Consider the following 26,721-nt stretch of genomic DNA (forward strand, 5'->3'; position numbering starts at 1 on the left):
TCGCCGCCATGGGCAGCGAAATCAAAATAAAGCCTGAAAGTGCCGGAGGAAGTCGAAAGTTACGGCGCACGACCCGTGTAATGCTGGTCGACGATTCGCTGACGGTGCGTGCGGTCCTGTCGCGGATCATTGACGCCGAAGCCGATCTGGAAGTCGTCGCAAAAACCAGCAGCGCGGAACTTGCGCTTGCCGAACTGAAACGAACCCCTGCGGACGTGGTGCTGCTTGACCTCGAAATGCCCGGAATGGGCGGCCTGCACGCGCTGCCGAAAATCCTCGAGGCGCATGACGGCATTCAGGTTCTGGTGGTTTCTTCGCTCACCAGCGAAGGCGCTGAGCCAACCCTCGCCGCCCTTTCGATGGGTGCTGCCGACACAATGGCGAAGCCGCAGTCGGGCGATTTCGGCAACGCATATTGCGGGACCTTACTGAGCAAAATTCGCGCGCTTGGCCGCTCGAATGCGGGCAGCGGGAAGGCGGACCAGTCGGTTCCAGTGCCCCCTGCCCTGCGGATCGAGCCGCGCAACAACCCTGAATTGCTGGCAATCGGCGCATCGACCGGCGGCATCCATGCATTATGCATTTTCTTGCGCGCACTGCCGCGGCAGTTCGACCTGCCGATCCTTGTGACCCAGCATCTGCCCGATTCCTTCATGTCGGTGTTTGCAAGACAACTGGAACTGGCAGCATCGCGCGAAGCGGTGATTGCCTGCGACAATATGACAATCCGCAGCAATACGATCCACATTGCGCCCGGCTCCGGCCATTTGAATGTCCGCAAGGCGGCATCCGGGCTTGTATGCAAGATCACCCATGAAAGCGCCGCCAGCGGCTGCACGCCATCGGTGGACCCGATGCTGACCACCGCCGCCGACGCGACTGGTGGCAATTCAATCGGCCTGATTCTGTCGGGAATGGGCAAGGACGGCGCGATAGGCGCCCGCCATCTGGTTGATGCCGGCGGCACGATTTTTGCGCAGAATGAAGAAAGCTCGGCCGTTTGGGGCATGCCCCGCGCGGTAACCGAGCTCGGGCTTGCTTCGGCAGTTCTTACGCCGACCGAATTGGCCATGCGGGTCATGGCAAGTGCGGGAGCGCGAGCATGGAAGTGAGTGCGGTATCCCACCGGATCATTGCCGATCTGCTCGAAGCACGCACCGGGCAACAGCTGACCGAAAGCCGCAAATGGCGCATCGGCACAGCTTTGTCGGGCGTTTTTCGACAGCGCGGTATCACCAATATCGACCAGCTCGTCTGCCTGCTCGCCGATCCCGCATCGGGCGACCTGGCCCAGCAAGTGGTGGAAGCCTTGCTGAACAATGAAACATACTTCTTCCGCGACCGGATCATGTTCGAGTTGCTGTCGCGCAGGGTCCTGCCCGAACTGGCGGAAAAACGCGCTGGCACGAAACGGCTTTCGATCTGGTCAGCAGGCTGTTCCACCGGCCAGGAAGCTCTGTCGCTGGCAATGCTGTTTGCCGACCAGCCGAGCCAGTGGAAAGACTGGACCATCGACATTGTCGGCACTGATATCTCGCAGAACGCGATCAATACGGCCCAGCGTTCAACCTATACCCAGTTCGAAATCCAGCGCGGCCTGAGCGTCAGCCAGATGCTGGCCCACTTTACCGAGACAAAAAAAGGGTGGGAGCCATCGCGCCAACTGCGCAACATGGTCCGGTTCAAGGTGCGCAACATCCTCGAACCCGCCGCTGCGCTTCAGCGTTTCGACATCGTTCTGTGCCGCAATGTCCTGCTCTATTTCGATGAAGCACGACGCGCCAAGGCGCTCGAATGCATTGCCAATTCCATGCGTCCGGATTCGTGGCTGATGCTTGGCGCAGGAGAAACCGCAATCGGCAGCACGACCATTTTCCGCGCCGCTGAAAACAATCAGGGCCTGTACGTCATGTCCGACGAGGCCGCTCATGAAATCTACGCAGGCAGAACGGCCCGCCAATCGGCCGCAAGGTAAAGCACGAATTAACCGTTCTTTAGGGACGATTGACTAGGTCTCGGCAATGGATTGCGATCACGCAAAAGGGGGAAGCAAAAATGCGGGAAACTTGGCGTCAGCCTAGCATAACGCCAAGAATGCTGGTCGTTGCGCCTCTCGCTGTGCTGACAGCGGTCTTTTTCGCGATCGTCGCGCTGATCCTTCTGAACGATCAAATCGAAGCGGTTCCGGCAACCTGGCTGATTGTCGGCGGGATTTCAGCCTATGCGGCGGCTGTTGCGCTGATTTGCCGCATGGGCCTGAATCACGTGGCCGGGCTTGAAACGCTCGGCATGACCGACAGTCTCAGCGACCTGCCCAACCGCCGTGCCTTGCACGCTGAAATCCAGTCATACTCCGCGAAAAAGGAAGAAATCGCAGTAGCGCTGGTCGACCTCGACGGTTTCAAGATGGTCAATGACCTTTACGGTCACGCAGTCGGCGACAAACTGATCAGACAATGCGCGGTCATCCTAGAGGAAGTCTGCGGAGAAGAGACAAAGCCTTTCCGGCTTGGCGGGGACGAGTTTGCATTGTGCATGAGCGGCCCTCTGTGCGGAACAATCCTCGAGGGGGTTTGCCGCAACCTGCTCGAACGCCTCGTCCACCCGATCCCGATCGACGATCGCCGGATCGCCGTGGGTGCCAGCGTTGGCCTTTCCAGAAGCAGCGGCACTGACGGCCTGGTATCGTCCGAACTCCTGCGCCGCGCCGATGTATCGATGTATGTGTCCAAACGCGGCGGGAAGATGCGCTGCACGTGGTACAAACCGGATTTCGACCGCAATCTGGAAGCACTGCGCGATCTCGATTCCGAAATGCGGACTGCGCTGCTCAACGAAGAATTCAAGGTTCACTATCAGCCCTTGGTCGATGCACAATCGGGCAAGGTGGTTGCGGTTGAATCGCTGATCCGCTGGAACCGTCCCGACGGCAAGCCGATCGGTCCGAACGTGTTCATTCCGGTGGCCGAGGAATCGGGCCTGATCAATGCGATCGGCCTGTTCGTCCTGCGCCAGTCATGTACCGATGCAATGGACTGGAACGGGATCAAACTGTCGGTCAACATTTCTGCGGCGCAATTGCGCAATCCCGAATTTCCGATCCAGCTGGGCCAGATTCTGGAAGAGACCGGCTTCGAACCGGAACGGCTGGAGCTGGAGATTACTGAAACCTGCCTGGTGCTCGATCCCGTCGTCGCCGAACGCAGTCTGGACGTGATCCGCGGGTTTGGCGTGAATGTTGTGCTGGACGATTTCGGCACCGGATACGCCTCGATCGGTTTTCTCCGCCAATTCCGCTTCCAGAAGCTTAAGCTTGATCGTTCGCTGGTTGTGGACTCGGCGGATGATGAAAGCTCACGGGCAATGATGCTGTCGAGTATTTCGATGGCTCAGGCGCTGAAAATGGGCGTTACGGCAGAAGGCGTCGAGACGGAGGCGCAAGCCGATCTGGTTCGCGCGGCCGGTTGCGACCAGATTCAGGGATGGCTGTATTTCAAGGCCATGCCGAAAGAAGAAATTGCTCAGCACCTGTCGGCGCTGGAACCGCTCCCAATCAATGAAATTCACGATCTGCAAAGGAACGCATCATGAGTGCGATGGATCTAGTCGCTGCCGAAATCCAGGAAGAACTGGAGCAAGACCGGCAGGAAGCCGAGGAAGCAACGCAGACCGGCATTGCCCGGGTCCGCGCTGAATTCCGCAATCTTCCGATCAAGAAGAAGCTGCGGGTCATCTTCGGGACGTTCCTTGTAATTTCCGCGGTACTGATCGCGGCTCTCTCCTTCGGCACGGCGTCCGTCTATGATCGCTATTTCCAGAGTACGACGCTGGACCGGGCGACGCTGGAATCGGCCAATCTCCGCGCCACCTCGGGCGAGATGCGGTACCATGCCATGCGTTATTCGCTGGCCGGTGAATCGTCAGAAGCCGACCGAATGCAGGCTGCCCTTGCTCGGGCGGAAGCTCAAATCGCAGCAATCCGTTCCGGCGCTGGCGAAGTCACCCCGGGCGTTGTTCCGGCAATCGACGCCCTTGGCGCGCAGCTTGCCGATTATGCAGCCGCGTTCGAGCGCCTCAAGGCGAGCCTCGCAGCCAGCGGACGGAGCGATGCGACCACCCGGCTTGCCTACGAATTGTCGGCCGCCGGTGACGCGCTTTACGCACAAGCGGACAGCCTTGAAGAACAGCTGCTGAAGGAAGGGACACTCTTCCGCGAGGCTGGCCTCGATCAATTCTTCAACCTTGTAAGCTTCATCATCATGCTAGGGTTGCTGGCCACGATCGTGCTGATCGTCGGCCTGCGCTATCTCTCGAGCGATTTGACCACTAAAATCGGTGAAGTAACCGGCGGCATGAACCTGCTTGCCAAGGGCAGTGCCGATTTCGAAATCGAAGGACGCAGCCGCAAGGACGAAATCGGCGACATGGTCCGGGCTCTCGACGTGTTCAAGGCTGCCAACAAGCGCCTGCGCAAGGATGCAGCGGAGCGGCAAGCCCGCACACAAGCCGAACTCGACCTGCAGGAAGAGCGCGCACGCGAACGGGAAGAGCAGCAGCAGAAACAGCGCGATATGCTGAAGGAATTCGCAGCACGCTTCGAATCCACCGTCGGCGATATCGTCAGCGGCGTGGCCTCCGCTTCGTCGCAGCTCAAGTCGACGGCCGGATCCATGGCTGCCGCTGCAGAGCAATCGACGACGCAGTCGGGCCATGTCGCGACCGCCATGGGCGAAGCGTCGACCGGCGTCACCGCAGCAGCCGCGGCGAGTGACGAATTCGCAATGTCGATCGGCGAAATCAGCCGCCAGGCCGCATCTTCTGCTGAGCTGGCGCGCAAGGCTTCCGATTCTGCAGACCGTGCAGACGAGACAATTTCCGCGCTTTCGACATCGGCTGAACAAGTCGGCAATATCGTCGAGCTGATCCAGTCGATCGCGAAGCGGACCAATCTGCTGGCGCTCAACGCCTCGATCGAGGCCGCGCGCGGCGGCGAAGCAGGCCGCGGGTTCGCCGTGGTCGCTTCCGAAGTGAAAGAACTGGCCGCACAGACCAGCCGCGCAACCGAAGAAGTGGCGGAGCAGATCCGCGCCATGCAAAGTTCAACCACGAACAGCGTCGGTGCCCTGCGCACCATCGGCGAACAGATCGAGCAACTCGAAGCAACCGCCATCTCCATTGCCTCTGCCGTCGACCAGCAATCGGTCGCAGGACAGGACCTTGCCCGCAGCATCGATCTGGCCGCACGCAGCAGCGATGAAGTAACCGCCAGCATCGAAGGTGTGCGCGAAAGCTCGCTCGCGACCGGCGCAGCGGCATCGCAGGTGCTCGGCTCTGCCACGGAACTGGAAGATCAGGCAGCGACACTCCGTAGCCAGGTCGGTGATTTCCTCAGGCATATTCGTGCAAGCTGATTGGAGGCTTGCAGTTGCCGGAGGAGAATCGCCTCCATTCTGCAAGCCGCCAATACATCCGGACGCACAGCATGGACGCGTGCTCGCCAGCGTCTTAGAACCCCTGCACGATATCAGGGGACTCAATCATGAAATTTCGCGCTGCTTCGGCAATTGCCAGCCTGCTTTTGACCACTTCACTGGTCGCGCCTCTCCATGCACAGGACAAGAAAGAGGAAGCCAAGTGGGACGTTAATGCTCCCACCGGGTCCGTCATCAGCCAGGTCCCGATCCAGACCGACGAAGCCAGCTGGGTCGATGTGGATGTAAGCCCTGATGGCCGCATGGTCGCCTTCACTGTATTGGGTGATATTTACACCATGCCGATTTCTGGCGGCACCCCCACCCGCATTGCGGAAGGTCTCGCATGGGAAGTGCACCCGCGCTGGTCGCCCGATGGCAGCAAGATTGCCTTCACATCCGACCGCGGCGGCGGCGATAATATCTGGGTGATGGACGCCAATGGCGCGAACATGCGGCAGGTGACGAAAGAAGATTTCCGCCTGACCAACCAGCCGACATGGAGCCCCGATGGCCGCTTCATCGCAGCCAAAAAGCATTTTACCACCGGGCGTTCGCTCGGCACCGGTGAAATCTGGCTGTATCACGTGTCAGGCGGCGGCGGCGTTAAGCTGGTCAAACGCCCCAATGAACAGCATCAAAAAGAACTGGGCGAACCGGTGTATGCGCCCGACGGCGCGGCGGTATATTACACCCGCAATACTACATCCGGCCCGATCTTCGAATATGCACAAGATTCGACGCAGGGTATTTTCGATATCGAGCGCTACGATCTTGCCACCGGCGAAGTCACGACCGCCGTTTCAGGGTTTGGCGGCGCAGTCCGCCCTGCTCCGTCGCCCGATGGCAAATCGATCGCTTTCGTCCGGCGTGAGCAGGACAAGTCACAGCTGTGGGTGAAAGATATCGCCTCTGGCAGTGAGGCCATGATTTATGGCGACCTCGACATGGACGTGTCCGAAACCTGGGCGGTGACGGGTGTCTATCCCAACATGGACTGGACCCCGGATTCGGGCAGCATCGTGTTCTGGTCTGGCGGCAAGATCCGCCGCGTTGATGCCGATGGTTCCAACCTGCGCGACATCCCCTTTGCCATCAATGACACGCGCGGCATTGCAAGCGCCCCGCACCCGGTGATCGATGTTGCGCCCGATACCTTCACTACCAGCATCCCGAAATTCGCCAGCGTATCGCCAGACGGCCGGCAGATCGTGTTCGAAACTCTGGGCAAGCTGTACGTGAAGCCTGCCAATGGCGGCTCCGCTCGCCGGCTGACATCGGGCGGCGGTGATGCCGTAGAGGCATTCCCCAGTTGGTCGCGCGATGGCCGCAAGATCGTGTTCGTTCGCTGGACAGACAGCGATCTGGGCCGGATTGTGACCATCAATGCCAACGGCGGCGGCGAAAACGTAGTCACATCGCAGCCGGGCCATTACGGCGTGCCACGCTACAGCCCCGATGGCCAGACCATCGTGTTCGAAAAACGCAGCGGCGGTTACCTGACTTCGCCCGAATGGTCCGAGAACGGCGGCGTCTATGCGGTTTCCGCATCCGGCGGTGCCCCACGCCTCGTAACCAAGGGGATGAATTCACCCCAGTTTGGCGAGGCCAGCGACAGACTGTTCATGATCGGCCGCGCCGAGGGCCAGCTTCAGCTCGTCTCGACCGACCTTAACGGCGAGGCAAAGCGGGTTCATGCCCAGGGCGAACTGGTCAATGATTTCGCGGTTGCGCCCGACGGGAAGTTCGTCGCCTTCAGACAGAATTACGAAGCTTTTGCGATGCCGCTGATGCCCGGCGGGCAGATGGTATCGGTCAGCCCCAAGGCCACCGCATTGCCCGTCGCCAAGGCGAGCAAGGGCGGTGCGGATTATATCGGCTGGTCGGGCGGCGGCAGCACGCTGAACTGGAGCATGGGCCCTGCCCTGTATTCCGCTGCAATCGGTGACCTGTTCCCGGCAGGCAAAGTTGACGAGGATGCGAAGTTCACCCCGCCGACCAGCGGCATTTCGCTGTCCATGACCCAGCGTGCAGCAAAGCCGGAAGGCACCGTAGCCCTCGTCGGGGCGAAATTGCTGACCATGTCGGGCAGCGGCGCCGGCGCAATTGAAGACGGTGTTGTCCTGATCGAAGGGAACCGGATCACTGCGGTTGGCCCGCGCAGTGAAATCGCGATTCCCGCTGGCACAAACCAGGTGGACATGGCGGGTAAGGTCATCATGCCCGGCCTCGTCGATGCCCACGCGCACGGTCCGCAGGGAACCGGCGACCTTGTCCCGCAGCAGAACTGGGCGCTCGTCCAGAACCTCGCGCTTGGCACCACCACGATGCACGATCCGTCTTCGTCCGCGAGCCAGATCTTCGCCGCTTCCGAACGGCAGCGCGCGGGCAAACTGCTTGCACCGCGGATCTTCTCGACCGGCGAAATCATCTACGGGGCAAAATCGCCGAGCGTCTATGCCGAGATCAACAATTACGAAGACGCGCTGGCCCATGTCCGCCGGATCAAGGCGCAGGGCGGTATTTCGGTAAAGAACTACAACCAGCCGCGCAGGGAACAGCGCCAGCAGGTTGCCCGTGCGGCTGCCGCTGAAAACATGCTGGTCGTGGCCGAGGGCGGATCTCTGTTCGGGATGGACATGAACCTTGTCGCCGACGGCAACTCGACCGTTGAACACAACGTCCCGCTGGACGTGTTCTACAAGGATGTGGTCCAGTTCTTCAGTCAGAGTGACAGCAATTACACCCCGACCCTCGTCGTCACTTATGGCGGGCTTGCCGGCGACCCATACTGGCGGCAGGCGACCGACGTGTGGAAGAACCCGCTGATGGTCCACACACCGCCCAAGATGCTGCTGGCCGGCAATGCCCGGCGTACGAAAGCCCCGGAATGGGCCTTCGTCGACGACAATGCAGCGCGCGAAGCCAAGAAGCTGGCTGATGCAGGCGTGAAGGTTTCCATTGGTGCGCATGGCCAGCAGGCAGGTATCGGGGCGCACTGGGAACTGTGGAGCTTCGTTCGCGGCGGGATGAGCCCGGTCGAGGCGCTGCGTGCGGGTACCATCTTGCCAGCCCAATCGCTTGGCATGGACAAGGATATCGGCAGTCTGGAAGCGGGCAAGCTTGCAGACCTGATCGTGCTGTCTGCCGATCCATCGGAAGATATCCGAAACAGCGACGACATCGAAAAGGTCATGCTGGGCGGCAGGCTGTACGATGCCAAAACCATGAACGAAGTCGAGACCGGCACCGCCAAGCGCCTGCCTTACTGGTGGGAATGAACTAGCGGCGGCTAAACAGGGCGGGCGAGCAATGCCAGCAAGGCAAAGCTCGCCAGCCAGTGTTCGCCCATGTAATCGCCGGTGACGTGCGGCAAAGCTGCACTGAGGTGCATCTCTGCCGCGTCCCGCGCGAGCGGAGCCGCTGCCCCCATATCCGGCTGAAGCGTGCGCCAGGCCCATGCCCGGCTCAGGTTCAGACCATCAAGATGAGCGATCTTGCCATCACTACGGTCGCTGACCGTCACCGGTGCAAACAGCGTGGCTGGCCGGCGCTGCGCCCTATCCGGCAGGAAATCTGCAAACCATTGCCGGAACTGTTCCTGCCCCAGCGCGCGTTGCATCAGCATCGCCTCGCTCAGTGCAGAAGACAGGAATTCATCGCCGCCCGGCTCCCACGCCTGGCAGGCACGGTCATCCGCGAACCAGTCCGCCGCTTTGCGATCGATCAACGGCGTAAGCTCGGGATCGAAAACCTCGGCCCATTCGCGGGACAGCAGCAGCGCAAATGCGGTGTTGAAATGCGTGCCCGTTCGGATCGGATATGTCAGTATGTCCAGATAACGGCGCAGCCGCGCTGCGAAGGCGCGGGCCAGCGGTTCGAGGCGACCTGCCCACGGCGCGCCGCCATGCCGCCCGGCCTCCAGATGCAGATACAGCAGCCATGCCCAGCCATAGGGCCGTTCAAACCCTGCCGAACCGGGACGATCGAGATAGGCCAGTTCCGCGGCAAGCTTTTCCTCGGTGAAGGTGCTGTTCGCCAGCGCCGCTATCTCCGCCGCCTCGGGCATGTCAGGATACAGCCGCCGCAAGGTGAGCAAGGTCCACCACCCATGGACACAGGAATGCCAATCATAGCTGCCGTAGAAACACGGATGCAGCACGCGGGGCGGCAGCGCGTCTTCATCACCGCCCAGCACATGATCCAGCTTGTGCGGATATTCGCGCACCACATGGCCCATCGCGGCCTGCGCAAAGCGGCGGGCAGTTTCCCCGTTCAGTTCGCTGACGGTTAGTTCCACAGTAGGAACCCCGCGACATAGATGATCGCGACGTTGCACACCCACAGCGGAATTGCCGTGCCTATCTGCTGCTTGATCACGCCGTTCTGGTCCTTGAGTTCAAGCAATGCCGCCGGGACAATGTTGAAGTTCGCCGCCATCGGCGTCATCAACGTACCGCAAAATCCGGCGAGCATCCCGACTGCGCCAATCACCGCTGGATTGCCGCCATACCCTTCCACCAGCAGCGGAATGCCAATGGCCGCCGCCATTACCGGGAAAGCGGCAAAGGCATTGCCCATAATCATCGTGAACAGCGCCATACCCAGCGCGAACACGATCACGGTCAGCAGCACGCTGCCATCGGGGATAATCTGCCCGGCAAGGCTGCCGATCACGTCGCCCACACCGGCCAGCGCGAACACAGCCCCCAGCGCCGCGAGCATTTGCGGCAGTATCGCAGCCCAGCCAATGGAATCGAGCAGACGGCGACCTTCCTCGGCGGGGGCCATGACGGGTGCCTTCAGCCATACCATTGCCGCAGCCAATGCAAAAACCACCCCGACACCGAACAGGATCAGTGTCTCGCGCCGTTCCTCGAATAGGCCAGTGTCACCCAATGGCGTGTAATTATACAGCAGTGTGCCTGCGACTGCGGTGACCGGCACGATCAGCGCCGGCAGAAACAGCTTGTTGCCCAGCAATGCCGAAAAGTTGAACCGTTCTTCGAGCGAAGTCGTCTCGGGATTGCTGCGCCCCAGCCCCCCTGCCCCGGCGATGCCGACCATGGCGAGAACCAGCAGGCCGTTGCCGAAATCGGGCAGGTGGCTGCCGAACAGAAAACTCGCCGCCAGCAAGCCCCAGAACCCGGCGTTGCCCAGGCGTTTGGTGTTGGCCCTGTCGCGCAGGCTGAGCAGCGACCAGACCGCGAAAAAGCTGCCGGCAAGGATATACAGCCATTCATAGGTGATCATTCCGGCAGCCTCCCCAAACGGCGATCCATCGCGAGGATGCGTCCCCCATGGATCAGGAAGGCGCAAATTGCGGTGGGGATCGCCCAGACCGACAATTGCAGCGGAGTAAGCGGATATCCCGCGCTCTCAAACACGCCCTGAATCAGCAGGATTGAGGCGATGGCGAAGAAAATGTCTTCGCCGAAAAACAGCCCGACATTGTCGGTAGCGGCGGACATGGCGAGCACCTTCTCCCGTTCCGCATCGGGCAGTTTTCCGTGGGATTTTTCAGCCGCTGCCTCGGCCATAGGTGCAACGAGCGGGCGAACAGCCTGCGGATGCCCGCCAATGTCCTTCATGCCGATTGCCGCCGTCAGCTGCCGGAAAATCAGGTAGATCACCAGTAGCTTGCCCATCGTCGCGCCGCGCACGCTTTCAATCAGGCCGCGGGCGCGCTGCTGCAAACCATATCGTTCCAGCAAACCGATCACCGGCAGGATGATCCAGGTGACCGAGATGTAGCGGTTGTCGTTGAATGCTGCCCCCAGCGCCTCGACCACGGACACGAATTCTAGGCCCGCCAGCAGCCCGGTTGCCAGCGCGGCGCTGACCACCACCAGCAGCGGATTGAAACGCAGGGCAAACCCCGCGACCACGATGGCGATGCCCGCAAGCGGCCAGTAATTCATCAGCTATTCCCTCCTCGGACCACGCACGCTCGGCATGGCTCTGATAACTTGGCCGCCCCCGGCCTGACCCTAGCGGCGGCCATATCCCCCGCCGCCCGGCGTGTAGATCACAAAGGTGTCACCCGGCTGCATCTCTGCCGAAGCAGTCGCGCTCATATCTTCGCGGGTCCCGTCAGCGCGCTCCACCCAATTGCGGCCGGGCTTCGCGTCCGAGCCGCCGCAGATGCCGCGCGGCGCGATCTTGCGGCGATTGGCCAGCATATTCGCTCGCATCGCCTCCAGAAACGTGATCCGCCGCTCTACCCCGTCACCGCCGCAATATTCGCCCTGCCCGCCGGAACCGGCACGGATTGCGAAACGATCAAGCCGAACGGGCAGCCGCGTTTCCAGTATTTCCGGGTCGGTCAGCCGGCTGTTGGTCATATGCGTCTGGACCGCACTTGTGCCATCATGCCCCGGCCCTGCACCAGAACCGCCGGCGATGGTTTCGTAATATTGATGCCGCGCATTGCCGAAGGTGAAATTGTTCATCGTCCCCTGCGACGGGGCAAGCTGGCCGGTGGCCGCGAACAGAGCATCGGTCACCACCTGACTAGTTTCAACATTGCCAGCGACAACAGCAGCGGGCGGTGCAGGATTGAGCATCGACCCGTCAGGCACGATCAATTCAACCGGGCGCAGGCAGCCATCGTTCATCGGTATCGCATCGTCGATCAGCGTGCGCACAACGTAAAGTGCAGCAGCGCGGGTGATCGAACGCGGCGCGTTGAAATTGCTGTCCTGCTGCGCGCTGGTGCCGGTGAAATCGAACACCGCGGCGCGGTTCTCCCGGTCGATACGGATCGCCGCACAGACCTTTGCACCGCTGTCCATTTCGTACGTGAACGCGCCATCCTCCAACCGGTCAAGCAGGCGGCGGACCGATTCCTCCGCATTGGCGAGTACGTGATCCATATACGCGGCAAGTACCTCCGTGCCGTTTTCATTCGCGGCTTGAGCAAGCAGTTCCGTGCCTCTGGTACACGCAGCGATCTGCGCGCGGAGGTCGGAAATATTGCGATCGGGATTGCGTGCTGGCCATTCGCCGCTGCCGAGCGCTGTGCGAATTTCCGCCTCGCAAAATCGGCCTTCATCAACCAGCAAGTGATTGTCGAGCAGCACGCCTTCTTCGTCGATTGTCCGGCTTTCAGGCGGCATTGACCCGGGGGCAATCCCGCCAATGTCCGCGTGATGCCCGCGAGCGGCAACGAATGCATCGGGGTGCTGTGCGTTTTCCGAATAAAATACAGGCACAATCACAGTGATATCGGGGAGATGAGTTCCGCCGCGATATGGATCGTTCAGCACATAGGCATCGCCGCGCCGGATGCCGCGGCCGTCACGCGCATCGCCGCGCGCCTCGATAATGCGCTGGATGGAATCCGCCATCGACCCGAGATGCACCGGGATATGCGGCGCGTTCGCGATCAGCGATCCTGAGGCACCGAACAAGGCGCACGAAAAATCCAGCCGTTCCTTGATATTCACCGAGGTGGCGGTGGATTGCAGAACAACGCCCATCTCTTCTGCTATCGCCATGAAGAGATTGTTGAATATCTCCAGCCGTACCGGGTCCACATGCGTCCCGCTGGCCATTTGCCGTTTCAGCGGTACCGTGCGCTGCACCACCAGGCTGGCATTGTCCTGCAGGGTGGCGGCCCAGCCATCTTCCACCACCATAGTCGAACCGGGATCGACGATGATCGCCGGGCCCTTCACCGCTTCGCCAGCTTGCATGTGGCTGCGGCCCATTCCCGGCCAGTCGCCGTGGGTCTCGATATCGAAGGGCTCAGGTTCGTATTCGGCAGTGGCAAGCCCGCCCGACGATCCGCTTGCCTCAACGCTCAGCGCCTCGACAATTATCTCGCCGTCCGGGTCGGAATAACCATAGCGCTGGCGGTGCTGGTGGTGGAATTCCTCAGCAAGCACGCGCTCGCTGGCCATGTCCAGCGGCAGGGTGCTGTCGCTTCCGGCATAGCGCAATCTTACGCGGCGCATCAGATCGATATCGGTATCGGTCAGACCCTGGTCGCGCAGGGCCGAAGCCGCAGCATCTTCCAGCACCGCCAGTTCGCCGGAAATATCCGTGCCGAGCGGCTTTACGATGCTCTGTTCGCGGATCGCCTTGATCGGAGCGAGGCCGATTCCATAGGCTGACAGCATCCCGGCAAGCGGGTGAACCAGCACCGTCTCGATCCCCAGAACATCGGCGACCCTGCATGCCAGCTGCCCGCCCGCCCCGCCAAAGCAGGCCAGCGCATAACGGGTAACATCATGCCCCCGTGCCACGCTGATCTTGCGAATTGCGGCAGCCATGTTGTCGACCGCGATTGCCAGAAACCCTTCCGCGATACTCTCCAGAGTTTCGCCGGATTCAAGGCTGTCGGCAATTTCCTGCAACCGCACACGCGATGCTTCAGGGTCAAGCGGCTGATCGCCGTTTGATCCGAAAACAGCAGGGAACAGCGACGGATTGATCCGGCCAAGGAACAGATTGCAATCGGTGACCGTCAGCGGCCCGCCCTTGCGGTAACACGCCGGCCCCGGATTGGCGCCCGCGCTTTCCGGACCAACGCGAAACCGCGTCCCGTTAAACTGGCAGATTGAGCCGCCGCCTGCGGCAACGGTATGGATTTGCATCATCGGCGCGGCCACCCGCACCCCGGCAACAACGCTGTCGCCGGTCAGTTCATACTCACCAGCATAGTGCGCAACATCGGTCGAAGTGCCGCCCATATCGAAGCCGATCAGCCGGTCATGGCCCAGTGCCCGGGAGGTCGCGACCATGCCCACTACGCCGCCGGCGGGGCCCGACAGGATCGCATCCTTGCCGCGGAACCTGTGCGCTTCCGCCAAGCCCCCGTTCGACTGCATGAATTGCAGTCTGCCCGCCTTCGGCAAACGGTTTTCGACCTGCTCGACATAGGTGCGCAGGACGGGCGAGAGATAGGCATCGACCACTGTCGTATCGCCGCGCGGCACCAGCTTGATCAGGGACGAAACCTCGTGGCTGACGCTGATCTGGGCGAAACCGATCTCGCGGGCGATATCCGCAAGACGCCGCTCATGTTCAGGGTAATTCCAGCCGTGCATCAGCACGATCGCGAGCGACGCAAAGCCGCGCTCCTTCAGCCCCGTCAGCGCAGCACGGGCGGCATCTTCGTCCAGCGCGCGCAGGACTTCACCGCTGGCCGCAACACGTTCGCTCACCTCCACCACTTCGGAGGCAAGCTGCGAGGGAAGCTCGATATGTCGTGCGAAGATCTCTGGCCGTGCCTGCGTGCCAATCCGCAGCGCATCGCCGAACCCGGCCGTAATCGCGAGCGCCGTTCGCGCGCCCTTACGTTCAAGCAGCGCGTTGGTGGCAACGGTGGTGCCGATGCGCACCTCCGCAATCGGCGCTTCCCCGTGCCGCTGCATCAGATGCGATACGGCTTCGCTGGCCGCGTCTTCATATTGATCCGGGTTTTCGGACAGCAGCTTGTCGGTGACTATCCTGCCGTCGGGCGTGGTGGCGACCACGTCGGTGAAGGTTCCGCCGCGGTCGATTGCAAATCTCCATGAACCTTCGGAAACTGCGTGCTCGGTGCTGGGTGCGGCCATGGCGCGACTATACGGAAGCGCGAGGCGCGGACAAGCGGTTCAGCGATGACGAAACCAATTGTGCTGCGGATTATTTCGGAGCGTTGGCGGCGGCCAGTTCGCGGATGCTGCGTTCGGGATCATCGCGCATGGCAGGCTGCAGGTTCAGTTCCATCACGCTTCGATCAGGGACCGAGTAAGGCTGCCAGTCGGGCATGAGATCGCTGGACGGCACACCTTCCCGGGCAAAGGAAATCCACGCATCGCTCATCATTTCGGCCATTCTTGCAGCGTCCGCCCCTTCGCCAACCAGCGCCGCGCTTTCCGCGGCGTTGTTGAACATCAGCGGGATATCCAGCGTGTGCGGCGAGCGCAGCATACCGTTCGCGACGGGGGTTTCCCATGTCAGCCTGTAAACGAATACAGGCGCATTCGCGGTGCGCGATTGCTGGTCGGCGAGCAGATAAGTGCCCTGAACGAACCGGGTTCCGAACGCTGCACTGGCGAGGTGCGTTGCGGAATAATCGGGGTACATTTCCCGGTACGCCGCCACTGCCCCTGCCGCCTGTGGGCCCATGCCTGCCGCCATCGCGTTCAGGGTGGCATCGTCGATCATTCCGAACCACGGCTGCGCCGCGAGGAACAGCGTCATTTCATCCTTGTTGTAACCGATCATCAGCGGGATGTCGGCGGATTGCTCCGGCGCGGCAGGCAGGAAGGGATCGCGCGGCTGGATAACGCCATCGGCAATCGGCCCAAATCTCGGCCCGCGACCGAACCCGGCATTGGCAGGTGTCGCCCGGCGGACCGCCGCCAGCAAATCGTCCGCCGCAATTGCCTGTAAACCAGCCGGATCGGCAATGCCCGCCTGCGCCAATATATCGCTGGCATAGGCCGCAGCTTCCGCGGGTTTGCCGCTGGTTACACCGGGGCCGGATTGCACAACCGCCTTGTGAAACAGATCCTTGGCAGACGGCATTGCCATCAAGTGGCTGACTTTCGACCCGCCGCCGGATTCGCCCATGATCGTGACATTGTCAGGATCGCCGCCAAAGGCACCGATATTGTCGCGCACCCACTCCAGCGAGCGCACCAAATCTAGATTGCCGAGATTGCCCGACGCGGCATAATCATCGCCGAATTTCTCTGCCAGGTTGAGGTATCCGAACGCGTTTAGCCGGTGGTTCACCGTCACCACTACGACATCGCCCTTCGCGGCGAGGTTGCGGCCGTTATAGGCTGGCCACCCGCCAGATCCGTAATCATATCCGCCGCCGTGGAACCAGACCATGACCGGGCGCGATCCAGCAGCGGCATCTGGGGTCCAGACGTTCAGGAACAGGCAGTCTTCATTGTCGATCTTCTGTTCTGTGGAGGTCGGGAAAATCGCCTGAATTCCGCGCGTGACGTCGGTCGAATTGGGCCCGCTGGGGGTGTAAAGCTGCATGCAGGGCGCGCCCATTCCGGTCGCGTCATAGAGCCCGCCATACGGTTCAGCAGCAACTGGCGGCTTGAAACGCAGATCGCCCACCGGCGGGGCGGCATATCTGAGGCCAAGAAAGGCATCGATCCCGTCTTGCTCCAACCCCTGAACACGTCCCTCACCCGTCTCGACGATGGGGGTGACATCCTGAGCAAATGCCGCTGGGCTTACCGCAGCCAGAAGCAGAGCGGCGAAAACTGTGGGAATACGCATCAAGCGATCCTTTCCAATCGATAATCAGGCTTTCAATCCGGCGGGCTCGGCCTGCGCCTGTAGAGCCAGGCAGCGTGAGGCGCGCCAGTAACAAAAGATCGCCAGCGGGGTGAAACATGCGATGACGAGCAGCGCCTGACGCAGCGATTCATCACCGTAATCCGCAACGAAATAGTCAGACAGTACGCCCACCAGCGTCGGCCCAAGGCCCAGACCGATGAGATTGATCACAAGCAGCGTAATCGCCGCCCACACGGCTCGCATCCTGAGCGGTGCGAGCGTCTGGATCATCGCGAAAGTCGGCCCGAGGTAACAGGACTGGAACAGTACGGCGATGAAATACACGCCTACTGCCAGCGGCGCAGAGTCAGCCATGTAGAACCAGATCAGGAACGGCAGCGCGATGGCCTTCAGCCCAGCCACCATCAGCGGCTGCGCCATGATCCCGTAACGCTGCGACAGGCGGTTGGCGAGCCAGCCGCTGCCCAGTCCGCTGGCAACGCCGGCGATGGCCAGAAGCGGCGCGACAATATTGCCGACTTGCAGGGTATTCAGCCCGTATGAACGGATCAGATACGCCGGGGTCCAGCCGGTCAGCGCATAGCCGATCATGGAAGTAAGCGTGACGCCTGCGACCAGCCAGACCGCTGCGCGGTTGGCGAAGATGGAACGGAAACCCGCGCCGATCGACGGCATTTTGTCGCTTTCGACCGCGCCAGGTTCGGCCTTGCGCATAGGTTCGGTCGCAAACAGTTTTACGATTATCGCCAGAGCGACACCGGGCAGCCCGATGGCAAGGAATGCGATACGCCAGTCGAAGAAATAGGTCAGGTTCCCGCCAAACATCTGGCCTGCGGCGGCACCCAAGGTCACGCCAAGCGAATAGATCGAAAGGGCAAGCGCGCGTTTATCAGCCGGGTACAAATCGGCAATGATGGAGTGACTGGGAGGCGAAGATCCAGCCTCGCCAATGCCGACCCCGATACGCGCCAGCAGCAGCTGCGTGAAGTTCTGGGCCAAGCCGCACACTGCGGTCATCCCGCTCCAGATGGCGAGCGCAATGGAGATGATGTTCACGCGGTTCATCCGGTCGGCCATGGCGGCAACGGGGATGCCAAGCGTGGCATAGAACAGGGCAAATGCGAGGCCGGACAGGAGGCCAAGCTGAGTGTCATTGAGAAGAAGATCGGCCTTGATGTCTTCCAGCAGGATGGCCAGGATCTGCCTGTCCATATAGCTGAAGAAATAGGTCACGGTCAGGAGCAGAAGCGTAATTCTGCGGGCCTTCGCGTTCACTTCCTCCCCTGATCCGGTTGAAGGCTGTGAAGCGGTCTGAGCTGTTTTCAAAAGTTTTTCACCAAAAGAGAAGGCGAGCCGGAGGGAAGACCCGGCTCGCCTAGCTCGTTAGAACCGGGTGCGAATTCCAACCCGGTAGTTGCGACCAATCGCGTTGCCGATGAAGGGGTTATAGCCAAGAGGCAGTTGGGCCTCGGCAGGCTCTTCGTCGGTGAAGTTTTCGACGGCGCCTTGCAGTTCCACTTCCATACCGCCGAGATCGAGCTGCAATGTCAGCGCGATATCATGCTGAGTGTACGAACCGCTCTGAACACCGAAATCGGTCGGTCCCTGCGAAGTGCTGAAGCACGGCGTACGGTTGATGCAGCGGTCATCGAACACGCCATCGATATGGCTGACGGAGTACCGTGCATTGACCATCCCGATATTCAGGTTGGCATACCCGTTGGCACGCCATTCCGGAACGGTGTTCGGATCGCGGAAGTAGTTCCCGAAGCCGACCGCATCGTAGGAAGGCTGAACCACAACGCCCTGAACCTCGAAATCATCGAACTTGTATTCGAGGTTGTAGACAGCGTTACCGCCGAACGAGAACATGCCGTCCTCAAACACCGGAATGTCGATGTTCAGGGAGAAATCGAGCCCTGAAATATCGACGTCGGGACCGTTTACGAAGTCAGTGCGAACGCGGCTGATATCGAGACCGGTCGTGGTGCCCTGGACACACGCGTTATTGCTGAACGTGATCAGACCAACAAGCGGGCTGGAACAGTTGACCGGGTCGTTGCCGGATGTCTGCCCGTTTGCCACCAGGCTGGCGATTGCATCGCCCGGCGTGGTCGTAATCCGGTCTTCCAGATTGATCGTCCAGTAATCGACCGAGAAGGTCAGGTTTGCAGCGCCCAGCGGCACATCCAGAATGGCACCAATGTTATAGGTAAGTGCCGTTTCCGGCCCGAGGTCGGTCGGGTTGCCAAAGATATCGAGCGATTTGTAGTTACCGCCTGCCGCAGTGAAGCCCTGCAGTGCGGTAACCGAGTTCGGCGATACGTTGGACGCAAGCGGTCCGCGGAAGGTCGTACCGATCGAGCCGCGCAGTGTCAGCCAGTCGGTTGCCTCGAAGCGGATCGAACCCTTCGGATTGATCGTCGATCCAACCGGGCTGCCGTAATCTTCGTAACGGATCGCACCAGACAGTTCGAGACCCTCCATCAGCGGAGCGCTGACTTCGGCGAAGACCGCATAGACATCCTGCTCAAGCCGGTCAGGGCGCGAACCTCCAAGGAAGATGAACGAGCCAACGCCTTCGGTCGAAGTACCGACGCAGCTCTGATCGCCTTCAATGAAGCAAGGATTGAAATCGAGGTTCGATTCCCGGCGGATCGGATCGGTCGAATATTTGTTCTTCCGATATTGTGCGCCGACAGCGAAGGCCAGTGGCCCGCCGCCAAGTTCAATACCGGTCGGGCCGGAAAGAACCGCGTCGAAGACGAACTGGCTTTCTTTCTCGTCAGTGCCGTTCGGAACCTGAAGATAACGGACCAGTTCTGCCGAATTTTCCGCACCCGGGACGTAGAACGGATTATCCAGACCCAGTGTCGGGTTGTTCGGTCCGGCATTGGCGAACGGGTTGAAATACAGGCAGCCATTTGCGCCCGGCGTCGTACCGGTGCAATTCTCGCCGCCAAGACCGTTAAGGGCATCCTGCAGGCGCGAGCCAACGATGCCCGGCGCATATGCCGTGCGGTTGGACTGCCAGAAGGTGCCGTTGACGTCGAGAACGAGATTGTCGCTGACATCGAATTCGAAACCGCCGCTCACGCGCCAGGCATCGTTGACAGCAAGGCCGGTGCCCGAACCGCGATCAGGGTCCAGCGGATTGCCGAGGTAGCCGAACGGACGGAAGAGTACGTTGGTTACTGCCACGATCGGATTTGTCGCGGACGATTGCGGCAACCCGACTTGAGTCAGGAATGCCGGGAGACCGGGGTTGGTCGGCGAGGTAGTGAAAGCCGACTGGAAACCGGAGCCTTTGGGACCCTGCGTTGGCGGGAAGGCTGGCGAATAGTTGATCGATTCAAGTTCGCTCCGCGACCACAGCGCATCGACATGGAAGCGAGTGGTATCGCTCAGATCGGCCGACAATTCACCGAACACCTGATAGCGGTCTTCTTCCTCGACGAGGTTATCGTAAGGTACATAGGTGAAGCGGCACAGCGCCCCATCCTGAAACCCGCCGAGATCATTACAACCCTGGTCAGGCCTCACCTGAGTGTTGAGACCGCCGGTACCGGTATCGAAATACGTCACCGCGACCAGACCCGGTGTCGAAAGCGCCGAATAGGCAGAAGGATTGGTCGCATAACCGACATTGATATAGTCGCGTGCGGTTGTCGGCAGCTCCGAACGGTGCTGCCAGCCGGCACCGACCACAAGGTTGGCGCCGCCGAATTCAAATCCCGCGAGACCGCTCAGGCTGTAATTGCCATCCGACCCATCGACGAAACCATAGTCGCCCTGCAATTCCACACCGGTGAAATTGCTGCGCGTAATGAAGTTGGTGACCCCTGCGATCGCATCGGAACCATATGTAGAACCTGCGCCATCCTTGAGAATTTCAACCCGCTCGAGGGCAAAGAGCGGGATAAGCTGCGTATCGACGAAACCTGAACCAGGCGACTGGATGGTCCGCTTTCCGTTAAGCAGCACGAGAGTACGGGTCGCACCAAGGCCGCGAAGGTTGATCGAGCCTACGCCCTGAAAGCCCTGCGCATCGGTGGAGAATTGGTTGGAATCGCCAAGCACCGCACCAACCGATGGGAGGTCCTTGATGAATTCGAGCGGGCTGTCGACACCTTGCTTGCGAAGGTCGTCTGCGGTGAACACGTCAACCGGCAGGGCGGCATCTTCCGGGGTGCCGCGGATCAGCGAGCCGGTAACGACAATCGAAACCTTTTCGTCATCTGCCTGCGAAGCGCCGGCTTGCTCAGCCTCTGCCTGTGCGAATGCTGCACATGGAACGGACGCCAGACTTACGGCGATGGTACCCTTTGCAATTGTATTGAGAAACTTGGCCTTCATGATCTCTCCCCGATCGTGCACGTTGCAACTTGCCGAGGAGTTTGATCATTTGGGCAGCCGGCGATTTTTCACCTGACACACCCTATCGAATTGAAGCGCCCTCTCCCGGCAAGGCCATACTGAACCTACAAATATGATAATTCAACCCCTGCATATGTGCTCTTTATGCACCAAAAAGCCATACTTATTCTACTACACCGTACAAGATCAGACGCAGGCAATTGGCGATGCTGTCGCGGGTTGAATTATAGTTGTGGAAGCGGGCAAGATCGTAAGTCGCATTGGCACCAATCGAAATGAATTGCGCAGCTATGTTCGGATCGACGGGGTTCACTCCGCCATTTGCAGCAGCGCGTGACAATTCGCTCGCATACCAGCGCGTCACCGGCTTCGATCGTTCGATCGTGGCCATCCGGATCGCGCGCGGAAGGCCGGGCAGCGCCGACGCGCGCAGCAAAGGCTCCTTCTGTTCCAGCTGAACGCGAATGATGGAGGCCAGCACAGTGGCGATCGAGTCTACCGGATTTCCGGCCATTTCGGCTGCTTTGCGCTGAAATTCGCCCATCCGGTTGTAGCTTTCTTCAAAGCACTGCTCGACCAGGCTCTCCTTGATCCGGTTGTGGTGGTAGAAACTTCCCTTCGTGACCCCGAGCTCCGCGGCTATCGCATCAATCGACGTGCCCCGATAACCCTTGCGGCAAATCAGTTGAGTGGCAGTCCGCAGGAATGCTGCATTGTCGATTGCCTTCCCGGTTCCGGCATCAGTTTCGTCGAGCACCTTCCAGTTCGGCCTGACAGTGCGCGCCAAAATACCCCCGCAAGTAAGTGCCGTCAGCTGGTCACGAACATACCCGAATTCCCAATCGCGGAAATCATCGATCCATGCTGGCAGCCAGAAGAGGTTTTCCAGCAGCAATTGAGCGGCCGCAAGCGGCACCGTTTCATCCGCCGGATTGACCCGGTCATTCAGCAACTTCCGGGTTCGTTCCAACGCTTCCTTGTAGCGCGCCCCCACCCGGCTGCGCCGCGACCGGTGCAGCGTGCGAACTTCGCCCAGCTGGCTGCGGCGGTTGGCCTTGCCTTCGAGATACAGCGCATAATTTTGCAGCTCGATATCGAAAATGGTCGCAACAGCGCCGGACAAGCTTTCCTGCTCCTCCGCAGCAGCGAGACTTTCCTCGAGCTCTTCAAGCCGGCGATGATAGAGAGCCTCCGCCAGATCTTCCCGGTTTCGGAAATAATACCGCACGCTTGTCGGTTTCAATCCGACCTTGTTTGCGATCTCCGCCAGATCGAGATCGGCAACGCTTCCAAGCGCCAACGACTCCGATGCTGCGTCCAGGATTTGATCGCGTCTCATGCGCCGCAATTAGCCCAAGGTCGCGTCAGAGCCAAGCTGGCAGCAATCTGAACTTCAGTATCACGGCTTTCGGCCGAGCATCGCCGACGCCTTCGCTGCTTGCAGAAAAACCGGCCATGCGAACGTATCTGTTTGCCAGATATGCTCGCTGGCCGGCTTTACTCATGCGCGCGCCCCGTTTTCAGGAGGCGCCAACAACGGTGCTATTTCTCGCCGGGGTATTCGATCCGCGGACCGATCCTTTCGATTACGTCCTGCGCGTTGAAAGCCCGCATTGTGCTGTTGGGGGTTTCGCCCTTGCCCAGCCGGATTTCAGCGGTGGCCTCGAAACGTTCGACCTCGCGGATATCGACGTGTTCAGTCCAGAATGAATGACCGTAATAGGGGTACCACGCCCGCCAGCCGCTCGGCCCATAATACCGCCAATAAGGCTGCCAATCGCCGTAGTAGCGACCGTACCACGGGTCATAAAGCGGATCACGGCGGATCTGCCGTTCGACCTCGCGTTCAAGCACACGGTCTTCAATCGCAAACCAGTCATACCCTTGCTGGGCCGTTAGCTCTGCCGCCCGGAAAAGCAGATAGCTTTCGACCTGCTCGCGGGAAGTGAGCCTGTTCCCGGCAAAGGACACGCGGTAGCGCTGATCCGAAAGACGTTCGTCCGAATAGCCACTGGCCACTTCGTTTGCGGATGACAGCGGCTGATAGGGGGTGCTGCGATAGGTGCAGCCTGCACTGGCGAGCATTGCTGTCGCTGCAGCGGCCAGGGCAATCTTCGGGTAGAGGCGCATACTTCAAGTCTCCAGTAGCCGGCCGGCGACGTTTTGCCGGTCCGCTGCATTCCAACTTGGTCAGGCACCTGATCCTATACGTAAATCCCCGGGACTTTTCACAATCACGCGACTGGCAGGTCGGCGCCGCTTGCTGAAAAGCGCAGCGGCGCCGATGTCTGCTCAGTTGAAGGTTTCGCCCTTCTCGGCCTTGTTGCGCAGATAGTCGCTGACTTCGAGACCGTGCTTTTCCAGCCCTTCGACAACCGTGCTGAGGCCAATGGTGTCTGCCCAGAACATTGGCCCACCGGTGAACAGCGGCCAGCCATAACCGTTGATCCAGACCACATCGATATCGCTCGCGCGCTGGGCCATTCCTTCGTCCAGGATCTTCGCGCCTTCATTGACCATCGGGTAGAGCAGGCGCTCCTTGATTTCTTCCTTCGAAATGTCGCGCTGTTCGCTGCCTTCCCTCGCGGCGAAATCAGCAATGATCTGCTTCACTTCATCGGATGGCGTGCGCTGGCGGGCCTCGTCGTAATCATAGAAGCCCTTGCCCGCTTTTTGCCCGAAACGGCCGACTGCGCACAGGGCCTCGCGAATTGTGGTGACCTTGGTAGGATCGCGGTGCCAGCCGATATCGATCCCCGCCAGATCGCCCATCTGGAACGGCCCCATCGGGAAACCGAATTCCAGCAGAACGTCATCTACGTCCCAGTAATTTGCGCCTTCCATGATCAACTGGTTGGCCTGCTCCTGCCGCTTCGACAGCATGCGGTTGCCGATAAATCCGGGGCAGACGCCGGACACAACGGCGACCTTGCCGATCTTCTTCGACAGTTTCATCGCCGTGGCCAGCACATCGCCGCGGGTCTTTGCACCGCGAACCACTTCGAGCAGCTTCATGATGTTCGCGGGCGAGAAGAAGTGCAGCCCGATCACGTATCCCGGCCGCTTGGTCGCAGTCGCGATTTCATCGATGTCGAGATAGCTGGTGTTGGATGCCAGGATCGCGCCCTGCTTCACTGTTTCATCCAGCTTGGCAAAAACCTCTTTCTTCACGTCCATATTCTCGAACACTGCCTCGATCACGAGGTCGCAATCGGCGAGGTCATCATATTCGAGGGTCGGGGTAAGTAGCCCCATCGCCTGTTCGACCTGTTCACCGGTCATGCGACCGCGTTTGGCCGTATTTTCGTAATTCTTGCGCATCACGCTGGTGCCGCGGTCGAGCGCATCCTGCTTCATTTCCAGGATCGTCACTGCGATGCCTGCGGACAGGAAATTCATCGCGATCCCGCCGCCCATGGTACCGGCGCCAATGATGCCGACTTTCTTGATCGGCAGGATCTCGGTGTCTGCCGGAACATCGTCAATCTTGTTGGCGGCACGTTCTGCGAAGAAATAATGCCGCATGGCCGCGCTTTGCGTGCCGGACATCAGCTTCATGAACAGTTCGCGTTCCTTCTTGACGCCGTCGGCATAGGGCATTTCGCCTGCCGCCTTGACCGCTTCGATAGCGGCATTGGGGGCATCGAAACCGCGCATCTTGCGGCCCTGCTTGGCGCGGAATTCGTCGAACAGGTCAGGGTTTTTGACCCCGTCCTGATTGGCGGTGCCTTCGGAAGAACGCGGCACGTCCTGACCGATTTTCGAACGCGCGAAGGCGATCGCATCTGCCTCTAGGCTCTCTTCGCCGACCAGTTCATCGATCAGCCCGATGGACTGCGCTTTCTTCGCTGCAATCGGGTTACCAATCGCCACCATCGGCAAGGCGGCCTCTGCCCCGACAAGTCGCGGCAAGCGCTGCGTTCCAGCCGCGCCGGGGATCAGGCCGAGTTTGACTTCGGGCAGGCCGATTTTCGCGCTGGGCACGGCGACCCGGTAATGGCAGGCCAGCGCAACTTCGCAGCCGCCTCCTAGCGCAGTACCGTGGATCGCGGCGACGACCGGTTTGTCACTGGCTTCCATCGCATCCAGTGTTTCCGGCAGGTTCGGGCCCTGCGGCGGTTTGCCGAATTCGGTAATGTCGGCGCCCGCGAAGAAAGTCCGCCCGTCACAGCGGATCACCACCGCCTTGACCCGGTCATCGGCCAGCGCGCCTTCAATTGCGTCTTTCAAGCCCTGACGGACAGCCTGGCCAAGCGCGTTGACCGGCGGATTGTCAGAGATCACGACAAGCACGTCGTCATGCAGTTCGGTGCGGATTGGTGAAGTCATTGGTTGCGCTCCTTCAGGCGTATGTTTCGGTAAGGGCGGAATAAATCAGCGTTTTGATCTGGCGCCGTATCGGATAGATCGAAGACGGATAAACCTGCGTCATGAAGACCATTGTGATCTGTTCCACAGGATCGACAAAGAAAGCGGTCGAATAGGCACCGCCCCAGTAAAATTCGCCCATGCTGGACGGCATCAGCGCCTTTGCAGGGTCGATCACCATCGCAAAGCCAAGGCCAAAACCGGTGCCGGCATTGTTGGCTTCGGAAAACAGGCTGCTGGACATCTGCGTGAGGTCGGCATTGCCGGGCAGGTGATTGGTCCGCATCAGCCGCAAGGTCTTGGGGCTGATGATCCGGGCCCCGTCCAACTCGCCGCCGTTCAGCAGCATGGTTGCGAAACGGTGGTAATCCGCAATGGAGCCAACAAGCCCGCCTCCGCCGCTGTCGAAACTGCCCTCGTGGTTCAGCTTGCTGCTCGCGCCGGTGTCGATCATGCGCGGTTCCGCGCCGGGGCGATAGGCGTAGGCATCGACCAGCCGCTCCTTCCCATCATTGCGTGCGCCGAACGCCGTGTCTTTCATGCCGAGCGGGCCGAAAATGTGCTTTTCGAAATACTCGCCCAGCCGCATTCCGGAAATCCGCTCTACCGCGATGCCCAGCACATCGGTCGAAACCGAGTAATTCCACCCTTCACCGGGCGAGAATTCGAGCGGCAGCTGCGACAGCTTGGAAACATACTCGTCTGACGAAAGGTGATGCCGCGCAAAGTCGAAATCATGCTCGCGATAGGCGGCATCGATGTTGTTCCGGTTCTGCAGACCATAGGTGAAACCTGACATGTGCGTCATCAGGTCGACAAACCGCATCTGTGCAGCGGGTTTGCCGGGGGCGAATGGCACCGCGCCGCCCCCGCCGCCATATACTGCCAGGTCCGCAAATTCGGGAAACACCCTGCTGACCGGATCTTCCAGCGCGATCTTGCAATGTTCGACAAGCTGCATGAACGCAATGGAAGTGACTGGTTTCGTCATGGAAGCGATGCGGAACAGCGCATCGTCTTTCAGGTCGCGCCCGTCATCGCCCATCTTGCCGAGCCGGGTGTAATGAACGGGCTCTCCGTTTCTCGCGACGACCAGCTGCGCATTGGGCAACCGGCCATTGTCGATATAGGTTTTCGCCAGAAATCGAGGAATCCGGTCCAGCCTTTCGGCGTCGAAACCCTGATCCTGTGCTTTCGCCAGATCGAACATGCGAATGTCTCTCCCCAATTCCTCTGCTTCAACATA

General features: G+C 60.3%; 16 protein-coding genes. 5 read left to right on the forward strand and 11 right to left on the reverse strand.

What is annotated here, in order from left to right; genetic code table 11:
* Window positions 1-80 precede the first annotated feature (80 nt).
* The 5 genes from cheB (at window position 81) to PO778_RS08755 (ending at window position 8,752) form a co-directional block, all read left to right on the forward strand.
* A complete protein-coding gene (cheB, locus tag PO778_RS08735) occupies window positions 81-1,112 on the forward strand; it encodes a chemotaxis-specific protein-glutamate methyltransferase CheB (protein WP_271439285.1) in 1,032 nt (343 codons plus the stop codon).
* Window positions 1,103-1,975, forward strand: a complete 873-nt coding sequence (locus tag PO778_RS08740; protein WP_160730518.1) for a CheR family methyltransferase — start codon at window positions 1,103-1,105, stop codon at window positions 1,973-1,975. Before cheB ends, PO778_RS08740 begins: the two co-directional genes overlap by 10 nt.
* Before the next feature lie 119 nt (window positions 1,976-2,094).
* A complete protein-coding gene (locus tag PO778_RS08745; RefSeq protein ID WP_271439286.1) occupies window positions 2,095-3,591 on the forward strand; it encodes a putative bifunctional diguanylate cyclase/phosphodiesterase in 1,497 nt (498 codons plus the stop codon).
* Window positions 3,588-5,411, forward strand: coding sequence for a methyl-accepting chemotaxis protein (locus PO778_RS08750; protein ID WP_271439287.1), 1,824 nt, complete (start codon window positions 3,588-3,590; stop codon window positions 5,409-5,411). The genes PO778_RS08745 and PO778_RS08750 overlap by 4 nt, the downstream gene beginning before the upstream one ends.
* Before the next feature lie 128 nt (window positions 5,412-5,539).
* Window positions 5,540-8,752: an amidohydrolase family protein gene (locus PO778_RS08755; protein WP_271439288.1), complete on the forward strand. Its 3,213-nt coding sequence runs from the start codon at window positions 5,540-5,542 to the stop codon at window positions 8,750-8,752.
* Window positions 8,753-8,763: 11 nt separating this feature from the next.
* Here PO778_RS08755 and PO778_RS08760 read toward each other — a convergent pair whose 3' ends face one another.
* The 11 genes from PO778_RS08760 to PO778_RS08810 form a co-directional block, all read right to left on the reverse strand.
* Window positions 8,764-9,771 (reverse strand): DUF2891 domain-containing protein, encoded by a 1,008-nt coding sequence (locus PO778_RS08760; RefSeq protein WP_271439289.1) that lies wholly within the window; start codon window positions 9,769-9,771, stop codon window positions 8,764-8,766.
* On the reverse strand, window positions 9,762-10,724 hold the full coding sequence (locus PO778_RS08765; RefSeq protein WP_271439290.1) for a DUF979 domain-containing protein: 963 nt from the start codon (window positions 10,722-10,724) through the stop codon (window positions 9,762-9,764). Before PO778_RS08765 ends, PO778_RS08760 begins: the two co-directional genes overlap by 10 nt.
* Window positions 10,721-11,392 (reverse strand): DUF969 domain-containing protein, encoded by a 672-nt coding sequence (locus PO778_RS08770; RefSeq protein ID WP_160730521.1) that lies wholly within the window; start codon window positions 11,390-11,392, stop codon window positions 10,721-10,723. Before PO778_RS08770 ends, PO778_RS08765 begins: the two co-directional genes overlap by 4 nt.
* Window positions 11,393-11,461: 69 nt before the next feature.
* Window positions 11,462-15,034, reverse strand: a complete 3,573-nt coding sequence (locus PO778_RS08775; RefSeq protein WP_271439291.1) for a hydantoinase B/oxoprolinase family protein — start codon at window positions 15,032-15,034, stop codon at window positions 11,462-11,464.
* A 70-nt stretch (window positions 15,035-15,104) separates the two neighbouring features.
* On the reverse strand, window positions 15,105-16,709 hold the full coding sequence (locus tag PO778_RS08780) for a carboxylesterase/lipase family protein (RefSeq protein ID WP_271439292.1): 1,605 nt from the start codon (window positions 16,707-16,709) through the stop codon (window positions 15,105-15,107).
* 24 nt (window positions 16,710-16,733) lie between these two features.
* Window positions 16,734-18,005 carry a spinster family MFS transporter gene (locus tag PO778_RS08785; RefSeq protein WP_271439293.1) on the reverse strand — a complete coding sequence of 424 codons (1,272 nt, stop codon included), beginning with the start codon at window positions 18,003-18,005 and terminating at the stop codon, window positions 16,734-16,736.
* A 108-nt stretch (window positions 18,006-18,113) separates the two neighbouring features.
* Window positions 18,114-21,086 carry a TonB-dependent receptor domain-containing protein gene (locus PO778_RS08790; protein WP_271439294.1) on the reverse strand — a complete coding sequence of 991 codons (2,973 nt, stop codon included), beginning with the start codon at window positions 21,084-21,086 and terminating at the stop codon, window positions 18,114-18,116.
* Window positions 21,087-21,270: 184 nt separating this feature from the next.
* On the reverse strand, window positions 21,271-22,446 hold the full coding sequence (locus PO778_RS08795; RefSeq protein WP_271439295.1) for a TetR/AcrR family transcriptional regulator: 1,176 nt from the start codon (window positions 22,444-22,446) through the stop codon (window positions 21,271-21,273).
* 203 nt (window positions 22,447-22,649) lie between these two features.
* Complete coding sequence (locus PO778_RS08800; protein WP_271439296.1) at window positions 22,650-23,237, reverse strand: CC0125/CC1285 family lipoprotein; 588 nt, start codon at window positions 23,235-23,237, stop codon at window positions 22,650-22,652.
* Between the two features lie 162 nt (window positions 23,238-23,399).
* The gene (locus PO778_RS08805) at window positions 23,400-25,436 is read right to left on the reverse strand and encodes a 3-hydroxyacyl-CoA dehydrogenase NAD-binding domain-containing protein (protein WP_271439297.1); all 2,037 of its coding nucleotides are present in this window, start codon (window positions 25,434-25,436) and stop codon (window positions 23,400-23,402) included.
* Window positions 25,437-25,449: 13 nt separating this feature from the next.
* Window positions 25,450-26,685 (reverse strand): serine hydrolase domain-containing protein, encoded by a 1,236-nt coding sequence (locus PO778_RS08810; protein ID WP_271439298.1) that lies wholly within the window; start codon window positions 26,683-26,685, stop codon window positions 25,450-25,452.
* Window positions 26,686-26,721: the final 36 nt, after the last annotated feature.

Source organism: Pontixanthobacter luteolus (assembly GCF_947494915.1).
GTDB classification, from domain to species: domain Bacteria; phylum Pseudomonadota; class Alphaproteobacteria; order Sphingomonadales; family Sphingomonadaceae; genus Pontixanthobacter; species Pontixanthobacter luteolus.